Origin of the sequence: Anaerosporobacter sp., from assembly GCF_031551385.1 — a bacterium.
Lineage (GTDB): Bacteria > Bacillota > Clostridia > Lachnospirales > Lachnospiraceae > Anaerosporobacter.
The window spans coordinates 1-14805 of sequence record NZ_JAVBNS010000085.1 but is presented as its reverse complement, the minus strand read 5'-3'; the positions used below and the strand labels follow the sequence as shown (position 1 = coordinate 14805).

At 33.5% G+C, this 14805-nt stretch carries 13 protein-coding genes and 1 pseudogene; 2 read left to right on the top strand and 12 right to left on the bottom strand.

Translation table 11 applies throughout. The features are described 5' to 3' along the window. Positions 1–219: hypothetical protein (locus RMR19_RS08110; RefSeq protein WP_310602989.1), on the top strand; the 219-nt coding region annotated here is incomplete at its 5' end. A gap of 223 nt (positions 220–442) precedes the next feature. On the opposite strand, the gene RMR19_RS08105 is transcribed toward RMR19_RS08110, so the two are convergent. From RMR19_RS08105 to RMR19_RS08050, 12 genes and pseudogenes are all read right to left on the bottom strand, one after another. Continuing rightward, positions 443–922, bottom strand: coding sequence for a GNAT family N-acetyltransferase (locus RMR19_RS08105; RefSeq protein ID WP_310602988.1), 480 nt, complete (start codon positions 920–922; stop codon positions 443–445). 185 nt (positions 923–1107) lie between these two features. Beyond that, positions 1108–2097 (bottom strand): virulence RhuM family protein, encoded by a 990-nt coding sequence (locus tag RMR19_RS08100; protein ID WP_310602987.1) that lies wholly within the window; start codon positions 2095–2097, stop codon positions 1108–1110. A gap of 208 nt (positions 2098–2305) precedes the next feature. After that, a complete protein-coding gene (locus RMR19_RS08095; protein ID WP_310602986.1) occupies positions 2306–2896 on the bottom strand; it encodes a hypothetical protein in 591 nt (196 codons plus the stop codon). A gap of 21 nt (positions 2897–2917) precedes the next feature. Beyond that, positions 2918–3119: pseudogene (locus RMR19_RS08090) on the bottom strand (DUF4062 domain-containing protein); the annotation flags it as partial. Positions 3120–3723: 604 nt separating this feature from the next. Beyond that, positions 3724–6474, bottom strand: coding sequence for a hypothetical protein (locus tag RMR19_RS08085; RefSeq protein ID WP_310602984.1), 2751 nt, complete (start codon positions 6472–6474; stop codon positions 3724–3726). A gap of 156 nt (positions 6475–6630) precedes the next feature. After that, positions 6631–6885 carry a hypothetical protein gene (locus tag RMR19_RS08080; RefSeq protein WP_310602983.1) on the bottom strand — a complete coding sequence of 85 codons (255 nt, stop codon included), beginning with the start codon at positions 6883–6885 and terminating at the stop codon, positions 6631–6633. Between the two features lie 148 nt (positions 6886–7033). After that, positions 7034–8413, bottom strand: coding sequence for a DNA (cytosine-5-)-methyltransferase (dcm, locus tag RMR19_RS08075; protein WP_310602982.1), 1380 nt, complete (start codon positions 8411–8413; stop codon positions 7034–7036). Between the two features lie 145 nt (positions 8414–8558). After that, positions 8559–8957, bottom strand: coding sequence for a hypothetical protein (locus RMR19_RS08070; RefSeq protein WP_310602981.1), 399 nt, complete (start codon positions 8955–8957; stop codon positions 8559–8561). A gap of 12 nt (positions 8958–8969) precedes the next feature. Further along, on the bottom strand, positions 8970–9719 hold the full coding sequence (locus tag RMR19_RS08065; protein WP_310602980.1) for a hypothetical protein: 750 nt from the start codon (positions 9717–9719) through the stop codon (positions 8970–8972). A gap of 26 nt (positions 9720–9745) precedes the next feature. Then, complete coding sequence (locus RMR19_RS08060) at positions 9746–10882, bottom strand: restriction endonuclease PLD domain-containing protein (protein ID WP_310602979.1); 1137 nt, start codon at positions 10880–10882, stop codon at positions 9746–9748. A 14-nt stretch (positions 10883–10896) separates the two neighbouring features. After that, positions 10897–12123 (bottom strand): LlaJI family restriction endonuclease, encoded by a 1227-nt coding sequence (locus tag RMR19_RS08055; protein WP_310602978.1) that lies wholly within the window; start codon positions 12121–12123, stop codon positions 10897–10899. Next, on the bottom strand, positions 12116–13618 hold the full coding sequence (locus RMR19_RS08050) for an McrB family protein (protein ID WP_310602977.1): 1503 nt from the start codon (positions 13616–13618) through the stop codon (positions 12116–12118). The genes RMR19_RS08055 and RMR19_RS08050 overlap by 8 nt, the downstream gene beginning before the upstream one ends. A gap of 716 nt (positions 13619–14334) precedes the next feature. On the opposite strand from RMR19_RS08050, the gene RMR19_RS08045 reads away from it, so the two are divergent. Next, positions 14335–14796: a sigma-70 family RNA polymerase sigma factor gene (locus tag RMR19_RS08045; protein ID WP_310602976.1), complete on the top strand. Its 462-nt coding sequence runs from the start codon at positions 14335–14337 to the stop codon at positions 14794–14796. The last annotated feature ends 9 nt before the right edge of the window (positions 14797–14805 follow it).

The window sequence follows — 14805 nt, the reverse complement described above, 5'->3', positions numbered from 1 at the left end:
GAAAAATTTGATTTTATTAGGGCAAAAGCAAGAAAAACCAAGCGATTGGAACAACAAATTATTAATATTTCATTAAATGTAAGTTCTATTACAGCTTCAAACTTAATAAATGAAGAGATTGCAGACATTGGAAAAAGTAGCCACCCTATCCCTAAAATTACTGCTTTTTCACCAGTAGATATGTTTCCGAGCAACAAAAAAACGGCAAGGCTAGCTTAAAAACTAACCTTGCCGTTTATCAATTTTCTAAAAACCCCAGTAAATCAGCCTTTCGGCCATCTTTTCTTGTGAGCAGGACGACACTCTCAACATGCAGGGAGTTGAGTGAATTGCTTTTCTTCCTACTTTTACCCAAGGGGTGAGTTGACAAAATTGATAACACCTTTTTTATGGTTAGGGGTAAGTTGATAGAATAGATGTTATTTTCAGATACAGAAAATGCTTATAATGTGCATTCCATCCATCCGGTAGTAACTGGTGAACCTTCGAACCTGTGTAATCTTATATTTACAAATCCGTTTGCTTCGTACCATTTTTTTAGTTTTATATTATCGTCGATCATTCCCAATCGAACTTTTTTTGCACCTAATTCTTTTGCTTTTGCTTTGCAAAAATCCAACAATGCTTGCCCATAACCATTACCTCTGTAATCAGGTAAAACTATTATGTCATTAAGTCCGATATTGCCATTATCTAGTGCTTTTATTCCAAGATAACCAACAACGTTGTTTTCAACAAAAAAACCGAACATCATAACATCATTCTCAAAATCACTCTCTAATTTCTCGAAAGGCAAACTTGCGCGCCCTCTGTCAGGACAATTTTCCTCTGTTAATCCAAACTCAATAGCTACCGTTTCATAACCTCTATGAAAAATATCAATACATGAGGGTAAGTCATTTTTTATAATTGCTTTTATCATTGACAACACCGCCTAATATAAATTTTCTTCGTTTATTTACTGTTCTACCCTTGACATCAATACCACACTCTCAACATGGATTAAGGCGTAAATTACATACCATTTGGCGAAACTATTTGCTTGTAGTAACGCGGTGGGGTAAGCGTTTACCCCACTTAAGGTATACCCCATTCCATCAAAAATATCTATTTTCTCTTCTTTGAAACTTCCTTTATACTTTCTAAATAAGCCTCTTCTACTGGAGTAATTGTAATTTCTTGAAATTTACGATATTCACTCTTTGCTTTATCCAGTGCTTGCTTATGGCTGACGGAACCAGAACCAATCAACAATTTCCGATTTCCAGAAGACAAAATAGAATCCAATTGTTTCACATAATCGTCCATATACATAGGTTTATGTTCAATTGCACTGATTTCCGCTAAGTCAAAATAACCGGATACGAGATTATTCAAAATCTTTAACTCATCCTCTTTCAAATAATTTTTCGCGATACCAATATCTTTTAATGCTGGCAGTTCACCTGAAAATGAAGTGAGTCCCATAAATGGTTTTTCTGCGTCTGCCCGTTCATAGATTACTTCTGCTGCTGTGTGCCCATGACGTGCAAAATGCAACTTATTCTGTACTATTTTAAAGAATTTAATAGACTCTTCACTATTCGGATTATAATCTACACTCGTCGCATATAAATCGAGGACTTGGCGGTATAAAACTTTTTCCGAAGACCGAATATCTCGAATTCGATCCAACAGTTCTTTCCAATAGTTTCCGCCACCATTTCCCTTTAATCGCTCATCATCCATAGTAAAACCTTTAATCATATATTCTTTCAAACGTTCGGTTGCCCAACGCCTAAAATTAGTCGCAATTGCAGATTTCACCCTATAGCCAAGGGAAATAATCATGTCAAGGTTATAAAATGGCATCTCTCGTGCCACGTCACGATTTCCTTCTTTTCGAACCTGTCGGAAATTCCGACAGGTTGAATTTTCATCAAGCTCACCTTCATCATAAATATGTTTTATATGTTCTACCACATTCGTTCTTGATGTTTGAAACAACTCAGCCATTTGCTGCTGCGTCAGCCATACAGTTTCATCCTGAATTTTGACTTCTATGTTTGTTAGACCATCATCTGATTGATATATGAGAATTTCACCATGATTATCCATTTATTATATCAACTCCTATCTTTTATGATTTTCATCCCAGTTTCTCCACTTCTATTTTGTTTATAATTATCACTTTTTTACTTAGAAAATACTTATAAATTGAACCCGCAAAAATAACCTCAATCATACGCATCCTCAAATATTGCAATAATAAACTTATTCCATAATCAAACATTTGGAAAAACCGTCAAGATATCCTCGCCATACTTCAGTTTTCCACATCAACAAAATCCTCTTCTATTGAGTCCCAATACTCATCTCCATAGATAAGTTTTTTTAATACTAAACTATCAACAAATGTTGCTAAACACTCATCACACAATTCAAAATCCACATTCATAGAATCCAAACCACTGCCATAGCCTGGTCTATCAACATTTATTTTATGCCATCTATTAATCTTAATTAAAATATCCAATCCCTCATCTTCATTAAAATCAGGTTTCAAAGGAAGTAACTCCTCTTTTCCACACTTATAACATTTATGTATTGTAGTCTGTGTTATTGAAGATATCTCACGAACCCATCCCAAAATTGATGGATTCTTTGAAAAATCATATAAGGAAGATAATACCGCAATTCTAATATCCTTTATATCATTTATGAAACGAACCATCTTTGAAAGCACTATTGCTTTAAATTCCTCATATAATGAAATATTTGTTGTTTCAAAATACTGCATTGAACTATCTTCATAAGCCTTTTTATGTAATAATGAATCACTTAAAACTACAGTAAAGACAGGCTTGCGTATTTTAATAGCATATTCATACTCAAGATGTGTATAACTTTTTTTCAAAATAGGTTCTATACTTCCATACCTACCGCCCAATATCAGCATATATATCAGATTGTTCTATCCATTTTTTAACAACATCAAGTTGTGAATCATTTCCCGCTCTAAACAATTCCATTCCTGCCGGAATATGTCCAGCTTCTAAAACTGCCTGAACAGCTTCTTGACGCTCCTCCTTTAAATCCACATATGTTGAGGAAATAAATACTTGCAATTTTTTCTCCATCTTACATCACCTCTTTATCACTGGTATTCATATACTCTAATTATAACTTTGGTCAAGCCATTCAACTAGCATCTTTTCATAATTGTAGGCTAAATTGCATACCACTTTCACAATACAGATAAACCACATCCTGTAAAGGTATTTTTGCGTAAAAGTATCGTTTCACCAAAATGTATATGGCTTTTTCCAAAATTCCTCTCCCTGGGGTAAATCAGTTTCCACATAGCAGCTCTACTGGCGTAAAATCACACACTCTCTTCTATTCCAAACCGCCTAAAACCTTTGAGTTACTGGGCTTTCCGCTCCAGCAAACAAACCGTTTCAACATGCCTTGAGGAAATAGCTTTAATCTATTACTCCCTCGTTTATCTCCAGAAAACGCCTGATTTCAAGGTTTCCTCTCGAACGGATATACCTTAAATCAAAACTCAATCGGAGCAAGTTAGAGAATTACTGGTTATATAATTTTTACTGCTAAAAACAGTAAAACCATATACTCAAGCAAAAGAGCCTGCTCCTGATGATACAAAATTGATGAACTCATATTTCTCAAGTACACAACAGACTAATTCGACAACTTTTTCGTTTTCATGCAGTTCTCATCTCAGTCTTTCAAGAAATCAGAAATAGAAAGAAGCTTTGGAATACAATCATCCAATGTACCATCAGGTATACTTCTTAAATCTATATTACTATTTATCTGTGGGATATCAAACTCAACAACCATATTATCATTAATCCATTTACTAGGAAGTAATCTCAGTTCAAGTCTCTTCTTTGCTTTGTATATTTTAGTTTCACCAAACTTTTCGTCAATAACATTCTTAACAAGCAAACTTTCTTCAGAAAAACCATCTGCTTCAATATTATCAATGGCTTTTGAATTGACTAAGCAGGCACAAAGATATACTTTATTTTTAGTCCTAATTAGCATAAAATAATAGATTTTATTTGCTCCGTAATTTTTAGCAAGTTTATTTCGCAGGATTTTTTTGAAGCCTTCAACTATTGTCTCTCCGTCACTGTCCTTAAAATCCAAATCTAAATTTGCCCCAGCGTTTTTAAAGTTCTGTGATAATGACACCTCGTTCGAGGTGTTACCACCACTCCAAGTTACAAATTTTATATCTGCACCCCAATGTCCCGACTTTAAAATATCAATAGGTTCATTTCCACCACCAACATGTTCAGTGCCAAGTGCCTGAGCTATCCATTGTTCAACATCGGTTGAAGATGGATTGATAGATTGTGATGTATTGTTTTCAGGCATTAAAACTGCAGCTTTTGTAATAAAATAATTAAGTATTTTTATAGCTTTTGCATCAAATATTTCAAGAAGCTCTTCTTTTGATAAAGGTATTAACATTTTACCAGAAAAAATTTGAGTAAACCGTTGTCCCCCGCTTTGAGCATCAATCATTTTGCCCAACTCTTTCATTATGCCATTATTAACCAAATTATCTATTCTGTTGTCTGAGCTTTCAGTTTCATCAACATTGTATACAACATATAATTTATCAAAGCGATGTGTATCTGTTTGAAATTTTGATGAAATGTCAATAATCATTTCTCTTTGAGTATAAATGTAAAGACATCGGAAATTTTTTAGTAACTCGCAATCTGCTGTATATATCGTATCTGTTATTTGGGTATATTGAGAACTAATTTCAAATCTATCGCACTCAGCAGAGTTTAGTAATTGTTCCGGATTTTTGAAGTAATCACTAAAATATTTGTTAATGAACCAATAATAATGATGACCTACAATTTCAATTAAATCATTGTATTCAATATCGCTACAATCTATTATTCTGTCTATTAGTAAATCACCATAGCAAATACCTACTACATTATTTTTTTCGCTATCGTACTTTAACTGCAATCTCTCTGCTTTGTATTTTTTTAACAAATCCAAGTGCGAAGTATTGCTGTAATCGGGAAATAAAGTTTTTTTATAAAGTTCGATTAAACGCTTTTGGAACGAATTTTGATTTGATTTGAAATCACTATCTTTAATTACAGCAGCATCTTTTATAGTTTCAAGATTATTGATTTTAAATTCATCAGTCAATGTGTACGTTACTTCATCTATGACCAATACGTCTTTATCGGAGTCATAAAATTGATTAATTTGATGACTCCCTTCTTTAATTATTTTTAGTAGTTTCTTCAATAGATTCTCATCGAATGGCTTTTCCTTTGATTCAATATTCTCAAGTTCTAATCTCCAAGCCGACTCAACCCTATAACGGCAGAAATCCAGAAGTATTTTTGTGAGTATACTGAATTCATTACTATAAAATTTATCTTTGTACACTCGCTCTGTCAGATTAAAAACATTTTTACCTTCCATATAAAAATTAAAATCATATCCATATTCCCAGTAGTCTTTTTTCGTAAAGTAAATATTTAATCCTGATAGTTCATATGCTGATTCTGAACGCCTATTAAACACACGAAAGTCTTTTAAAGCGGTTAGTTTATCTCCTATTTGTATGTGAACGTATTCAGCAAATGTACTTTTGAGTTTTTCCCACTCAGATGCGATTTGTGAATCTTTGCTTTTAAATTCTAAATATCCATATATATAGGACAGTAGATAGCTTGTGTTCTCTTTCTCATCAAAGAAAATACCCTTTTCTGAATTTACAATCATGTTTTTTACATCATTAATTAAGTATTTTTCAATCTTAGTTTTTTTATTTTCTTGAAGTGCTTTTCTATCAGGAGTTATGAAATGCCTCAAATCATAATCTGTTTCTTCAACATCGATTGTTGGTATGTTGATAAAAAATCTTGGCAATTCCTTAGTGCCAACTAAACCCGTTAATTCATAGGTAGAAAAATAATTGAATTTCCATTTTTCAACATAACATGGCATAGTCTTGCCAAATCTCTCAGACGGTATCAAATATGTAAAATTGCTTTTATCGGATAGAATGGCTAACAAATTTGCTCCAATTTTCGAGTTATTATTATAAAAATGCACCTTATTTCCAGAATATTTAGTTGTATAATTTCCTATAGTGTCAATTGAAAAGTTAATATTTACATCTTTCTTTTTAGTAGAGGCAAACATCAAATCAATAGGGGTAATAAAATTACCTTTTTCTACGTCTAGCTTATGTAGATTATTTGTACACTTACCAAACAACTCTTTATCCAGTACTATTTTAAGTGTCGTTCCTGTTTCCGCATCATCACATGAATTAATTAGCGCTATGTCAAGTTCATTGATTTGAATGGTCTTAATATTTGAAATAGAAACAGTTTCAATTTTTAGTTTAACCTTGAGCATCATTTCTGAACTATATTCAGAAATTGATTCAATGTCTGTGGTCTTGGCTATAAGCATAGCTCCTTTAGCTCCAACACCGAATGCACCGGTACTTGTAGCATCTTTTGTTGTATGATTTAAACTAAGGAGAGAAATAAGATTACTGATAGTAAATCCAGTTTCATTATATGAAAAACTTATACTATGGTCGTTTTGATTTGTATTAATATTTATTTAAATACCAGTGCCTAAATCATAATTACAGTCTATAATATTTTGCAATATTTCTCGTATTAATGACTCTTTTAAGTAAGTTGTAATACCTCCCGCACCATTATTGGGATTATACATAAAATTATAGTGTTTTTTGATTTCCTCAGATGTCTTTTCTAGATTGTTAATAATGTACGTTTCGCCATCCGCTATCCGTGCTTTATCTTTTTTACTTAAACCTTCATTTATTGCTTGAATGCTATCTATAAGCTCCATTTTAATGCGCTCCTTTGAGAATTAATTATTTCATATTTAATTCTACATTTTTCGGAGCAAATTGTATATATAACTTGCCAAAATTATCAAAATAAGCAAGTAATAAAAAAGCCCCCACATTTGCAGAGACTTTTTGCTATATAATGAATTAAGAAATTATTGCTAGAATTTTCTCTGCCAACATCCTTATCATCGGCACCGACACTGCATTTCCTGCCTGCTTATATAAATGTGAATCAGCATACTCTTTTCCATTGTATTTTTGAGGAAGTTCATATCCGTCCCCAATTGGAAACCCTTGAAGTTTGAAAGTTTCGCAAGGCGTTAATTTTCGCACCCCATCTTTCACTTTTACAAGTGGTACGTTGTGTCCCCCCGTTCCCATGTTAGCCGTAAGGGTAGGGCAAACATCGCTTTTATTCTTACGGACATATTGACCTCGTCGAACTTGGTAAAACTGATGCATTTCATCTACCTGTTCAGCTAAGTTAATTCTAACGGCTGTTTCCTTCTTGTTGTCTTTATCAAAATCTTCTTCAGATACAAAATATATAGGATATTTTTCTTTTGTATAATAATATTTGCTTAAGGTTTTGGAGTCTGAGTCATAATCAATGATTTTTTTCACATCTTCTGCCCTCTGTTGTGAGGTCTTCTTAACTACAGATTTTTTAACATTATCAAAGAAAGTGAATTTGTCAGCATCTTCTTTATTTAAAAAGCCTGCTATGTAAATCCTTTCTCTATTCTGAGGCAAATCGGTAAAGTCCATTGTGTTTAAAACTGTTTCTTTTATTGTATAGCCTACCTTTTCAAGTTCAGATTTAATAACTTTGTAAGTCTGCCCTTTATCGTGTGACTTTAAGTTTTTGACATTTTCCAAAAGCAAAATTCTTGGCTTACCATGTATCTTGTCAAGTTGATTAATTAATTCAATTATGCTAAGAAACAAGATGCCTCGGTCATCCTCAAACCCTTTTTGACCTCCAGCGATGCTAAAGGCCTGACACGGAAATCCGCCATTAAGAATATCTATTCTTTCTGCTAAAATGTCTGGATGAATCTTAGTGTAATAATCAAAATTATTATCTCTGTTTTCAATGAGATCATTTAACTTTTTTTGTAACTCATCTTTTTCTTTTAATATATCAGATTTTTTCTTTTGCACTGGAGAATCCGTTTCTTCCAGTATTTCCTCATCGACTTCTGATTGATGTGCATCTTCTGCAATATCTGCCGGAGCAAAGGAATCAGAAGCAACGGTTGCTATTTCATTTTCAAGTTCGGTAATTCTCTTTTGTAAATTCTCAATTTCATCATCAACAAAAGATGGATTTAGTACCTTCCTTATGTCTCCTTCAATCAATTTGTGTTGAAAATTATTTCTATATGTTTCGCAGGCATATTGGTCTATTTCATTTGCCCATACTACCTCATAGCACGCTTCTTCATTTTTTGCTTGCTGAAATCCAAGGCATATACCACCAACCCCAGCAAATAGACTTCCAACTTTAAATTTTGAACTCATTTTCTTCACCTTTCGTTATGTATTCAAGGTTTATATTAACTAAGATATCGTCAAAAGTCCAGTAATAAAAGCGTGACTAATCAATAGTTTTTATTAACAAATACATCTAGAGCAGTTGTGTTAAATTTTTCAACATACAAATGAATTAATAATAATGGATTTCAATATCCGTCGAGGAAACCCATGTCACCTCAACATGTCCACCAACCTGTGCACCTACGTGTGCATACCACGCACCAAGTGCCTGCAAATCTCCATAGCCATGCATGTTTTTAGCATGGACATCACCAGCTTGTGAACAACCCGATGTTTTTACCTGACCATTAAAAAAACCATCTGTTGAAGTGCAGTTAAAAATATTATATCCTAAGCCAGTTCTAGCATTATTATCATTGAACAAGTCAAAATTTCGCGCCACATATGCTGGAATAGGTATATAGCCTTCACCGTAAATGAAATCCCTTGACCCAGTATAACGATGTGTTCCCCATTCCAAATGTGTTCTCTTTAACGTAATAGTATAAGTATTTCCTGCTATAGCCATGTAAACGCCTCCTTAATTTCTTACATAGTTTTCAAAATCAGCAAAACCCCTAAAGTCTCCCGCTTGAACGTAGTAGTTTTCCGCATCCATCCTCATCCTGCCGTTTAAATATGCACCTTGAGGTATGACAAAACCGTTGTTTATAATCTGTTTCAAATCACTATGTGTGATAAACCCCGGACTATCGTAATTCCACGTATGTTTCAGTATAATTTCTTCAAACTGATTCAAAGTGGGCATCTCTTGATTAATTAGACTACTTCCCCTTAATATTTCAGAGCAAAAAGGATTTATCCTCACAAGTACAAAAAAATCATAATTCGCGTTTCCAGTTTCAATATTAGGGATATATAAAGCATCTTTACTCCAATCCTTAGTTTCTAAAAGAAGCAAGTTCCCGAATGATTTCGTTGATTTTATTGAAATCCTGTTTACTCCATCAAAGAAGTCACATGAGTCCCATTTTCCTAAACTGTAAGTCTCAAGGTCTGGAACACCAATGTTTGGGAAATAATTGCAAATTAGATTATAAGCAGCAAATTCTGATAGCTTGCCTTGAAATGTATCCGCAAATATCTCGGAATTTCTTCTTGAGTGGGTTCCTCCGCTTCGCGTGCTTCTATGTTCACCAGATTTTCCATAAGTCATATCGAATGCAAATTTCGCTGCATCTCTTACAGTCGATTCCCTTAATGGATTATTAGGCGAAAATGATTTTTTTGATGTAATTGTAAATTGTGAACCAAGTTTATTAAAAGGCATTTTGCCACCTCCATTTGACAATAAAACTATTCCGCAAAATAATCTTCATATTTTCCTGCACTTGTAAAATCAATGGAATAGTTTTCTGCATCTTTTTTGTGTATTACCACTGAATCTATATTTAACCCAGCTAACTGTTCATAAGTCACAAGTTGGCCTTCTTTAATGTTAAGGACTTTTCTTAATAACCATTCACCCAAAGCTGAGTTTGGGTTTGACATAAGTGCTTTACTACCGTCTTGACATACTTTAGCGGAAATAAGTGTTCCGTCTGGTAATTCAAGGTTAAAAGGACAATCTCTTTCTGGGAAGAAATCCGGCGATTTTTTATGTACAGCTGAAGGAATAGATATATAGAGCTCATTCTCATTTCTTTTTCTGCCACTAGCATTCCATTGATTAAGTCCGCTTTTCTCAGGGACATATTTTTCATCATTTTTGATAGAATACAGTGGGAGATATACATGTGGTATATTCGGTTTAGTTCCTTTATAAACTGCGCCTGATGCATCTACCATAAGTTTTTTTAGTAGTAGATAAGGATTATCTATTATCTCAACATCAATGGAATAAATTACGTTCTTTGTATCAAACCGCTTATAGAGTACGCTTTTTGAGTTATTGAAGCTATATTCATTTACTCCGTCGGTAAAATAAACAACATTAGCACCATCTTTTGATACTGGGGTAATCTCAATTTTTTCAATATTCACTTTATCCATTTTTGTTTCTAAAACGTGAATCTTGCCAGAATCACGGACTGTGCAGTGATATATCATCTGATCTAATCCATGCATACGCATTGTTACATCAATTCTTTCATTTCTGAGTTCTGATACAGCACGAATTAAAGACTCTGTTTCAAGACCCGCATATGTCTTTCTTTTACTGTTAAATTCTGCCACTTTCTGCATACTCGAATTAGATGCAGTATTCAGGAAGGTTTTTATTCCTACGCCTATTCCATCTTTTGATGCATCGGCAGTACAGTCAGAACGAGATAGGTTCTTAGCATCTAAGCACATGCAGAAAAGATTTTCTGTTACCCTGTAATCTATATATGGTTGGCTATTATCTGAAAATAATTTCGATAATGAACCCATAATTTTCAAGTATGTGTAATACTCTTGAACTTTTTTTTCATTCTGCTTATCAATAAACAATATAGATTCACTCCTTAAACATTTACACAGTTTGATATATCAGCTGAGACGCTTTTCATCAAGTTATTTTTATGCAAGTATCCTTGCATGATTGACTTTGTGTCAACAAGGATGCCTGCAACTTTTTCATAAGATAAATTGTTAGATTTCCATTCAGAATGTGCATGGCCAATAAATTGACTTAAATCACTACCTCTAAATAAACCATTTTTTAAGTCTGCTGGCATTATAAAAGCATTAAAAATTTGCTCGAAAATAAATTTATCAGATGTATGCAGATACTCTCCATATGTAATCTGCTTATGAACTGAAGCAGTCTCAGGAAGATGTGAGGTTTCACCAGTGCAACCATATCTATAGTATTTTGCATCCAAAATATATACATCATTGTCTTGAATCATTATCGTATCTGGTTTTAAACTATGATTTACCTTATGCCCTTCAGCATTAATCAGACACCACTGTGTCCTCGGAAAATAGTTTTCTTTATCAGAAACGCCAAATGTTGAATCAACTAATTTTTCCCATATATATTCAAACCTATTTGTCCCTACTGTCCGAAACTGACTATCACCTTTTCCAGTGGAATTATTCAAAATAACGTTTAGCATATCTCTTAGTAATTCCTTGCTACGGTCATTGAATGTTTCATCTAGCTTTTTTTTAACAGTAGCCTCAAATAATATTTTATTAAATTTCACTTTTGGCATAGGATACTTTAAAGTCGAAAAAAGCCACCCTATCTGCTGAAAACTTATATGTACACAATACTTGTATATCTCAGCTATTAATGAATCTAAGTTGTTATTTGTGCCTCTGACAATATAGTCTAAGTACACGGCATGATTTTCTTGTATTAAGGCAGTTTTTTTGCTGATAGTTTTAGCCCAATTTATTTTACCTCTATATCCAGAATGATAAGCTACTTCATTCTCTGAGTAGTTACCGTTTGCTAAGAAGTGTTGAATAATTCTATAGTAAGCGAAAATTGGGAAATGATAATTGGTACTTCCATTGTCTTTTGTAGGTAACATAATATCAGATGAGGTATTAGAGAATTTATTAAGCACTCTAACTAGCAAAAGAATGTCACTTCTCAATTCACTATCATTATTTCCTAACCTATACCCCAATGGAAAAACAATTTCCGGAATTCCTGAAATCATTTTAATTCCTACAAAAGAGTCATTTATACTTCCTTCCGAAACTCTGCAAATACTATTTAAATTTACTTTACTCATTCTCGGTATCCTCATTTAAGGCAATACTACTTGCACTGTTTTGAGGAAATTCTATGTTAAACACCTCAAAATATTCTGTTTCAAACGCTTCTGTCAAAGATTCAAGTGTATTGAATTCTGATTTGAATATGCTATTTCTGCTATACTTAAACACATCATTCCACAAATACATAAGTACTTTTTCTGCAAATGCAGGATTATACTCAAGAACCCCATTCCTATCAAGAAGTTCGATATCATTTTGTGATACAAAGAAAGCACCTAATCTCTTATCCTCACTTGAGGATGAAGCGAAATCCTCAGATGTTATTACATTGTTAATTGTTTCAGCGAAGTCAAACCATGTTACATCACTTCCAAGTATGCAGTTATGTGCAAATGGTGCCACCTCTATTCTGTTGGGTATTTGTTTCATTTTCCAACGTCGCTTAAAAGCTGTGTCTAATGCGAAAACGCTTTGATCTGAAGTATTCATCGTCGCAATTATTGTTAGATTGTTTGGAATTTTTATTTTCTTAAAAGAATTATTTACATATACGGCATTTGAGATATCTAAATTGGTTATGCCATACATACTTTCACCAGATTCATTTCTATCAAGCAACTGAAATATATCACCAAAGATTGCAGGTGCATTACCCCTATTTAATTCTTCAATAATGAGATAAAACATCTCATCCGGATTGTCGCACGCTTTATCTAATATCCTTGTAAAAGGCCCGGCTGAAAAGGAGTATTCAAGGAGACTTAACTCACTATTTATCCTTGGTAGAATTTGACCTACGAAATCTGAGTAACTATAGTCTGGGTGAAAAACAACTCTCTCCATATGATCATCATCTAAGCAATATTCTCTTTGTATAAAATAACTTTTGCCACATCCCGGTACACCATAGAAAAGCAAGTTTTCTCCAACAATCTCAGTGTTATAAGCTTCATTGTTTTGACAAACAGCGGTTTCTCCGAAAACAAGATTTTTAGGAACCAATATTTCCATGCGTTCCTTTGCTTTTGCCATTATATCTTCAGGGATGACATTAGCTAGGTCTGTATCTAGGCTCGGGAAATAATCTAGAATGGCTCTAATGATAGCAATAGCCTGTTCGTCTGTGATTTTGTTTAATGCTTGATTCCTTTCTCCTTTTGTGCTTGGTCCTATATAGCTGTCATATGCCTTCTTGTAAGGTATAAAGTCTGATTTGAAAAGAGTCCTCGGCAATCGGGCAACAATTTTAAATTTGATTTTATAGTATTTTAGACTTTTAGCACTTGATGCATCGTACCCCTTGTCAATAGGACCAGACAGAGTTTTGCAAAGTGCAACAAGTCCTTTGTCCCAAGGTACACCGTCTCCACCAAATAAAAGAAATAGAGGCAATCCCGCCACAAAAGAATCTTCATAACTATTAATCCCAGACAATGTAATTTCATCAGTTCCTGATTGGAACAAACTTACTATTTCATCATCGTTTGTTTTTACTATAAAATATTCCATAGGCACTCCTAGTCCGCTTGACAGTTAATACGTGTGCTTAGCATTTTCCTTTTAGCACATGCTTATTGTAAATATTATATCGAAAAATGTCTGTAAATACAACCATATTATGCATATTGAATAAGGTTAATTTATTATTATAACCAACTAAAGTAAAAAATATAACCCTTTGCCAAAGACCTTAAAATATTTAACTTCAAAAAATCTACAAAACATTTTATAAAAAAGCGAAAAATCTGTAAGAGTATATAATTCTATTGTAGAAATACTAGATTTTTGGTGTTATTTGCGAATATTTTTTCGTGACACGCATTTGTCGAAGTAATAAAATGTGTTTATCAACTTAACCAACTATACAACGCTTTTAATAGATAATTTTGTAACAATGTTATATCAATATTTAGAAAGGGTTAGTTTTATGAAAAATTATCGCCTTGTCATTTGCCTAAACTATACAGGAATTGTATCAAAGATAAATAAACGAGACCGCCTTGAAAAATTAGGGCGGTCTTATTTATTGCCTTGTCGAAAAAGCTAGATTTTCGGGTTATTATGTACTTTGGTTAAAACTAAAAAACGAGGATACAGCACACCTTTATTCACAAAGGATGTACTGTGTCCTTTTGTGCTTTTTTCATAGTAATTGGCACTGTTTCACAGCCAAATATCCATGAACCCTCCTTTCTTTGAAATTTCAAGGAAAGGAGGTGAATTCCATGAATAAAGATTACTACATCTGGCTTGATGGCATTCAGGTACCAGTTACAGAAGAAATGTACCGTACATATAAACGTGCCGAGTGGCGCGAAGAAAAACAGCAAGCAGTTCGCTCACAAAGAGAGAGTTCTTTTGAATTCATGTCTGAAAACGATTTTGATGGACAAGCTGTCGCAGACCAAATGCTTGTTGATGATATTGTCGCTGATAAGATATTGTTGGAAGAACTATATGCAGCACTGGCTGAGCTGACTGAAGATGAACAAAGGCTTATAAACTCGCTATACTACAAAGAACGCTCTGAACGTGATTTAGCAAAGGATATGAATGTGGTTTGTCAACACTTATTTATACAATTTTTATTCGGACATAGTTGTTTGTACTTCGCTTATATCTATTGCAATTTTATTCTCTTTGTCAGTATAATTATTTGCTTTGCTCAATCTATATTCTATTGGTGACATGTTATT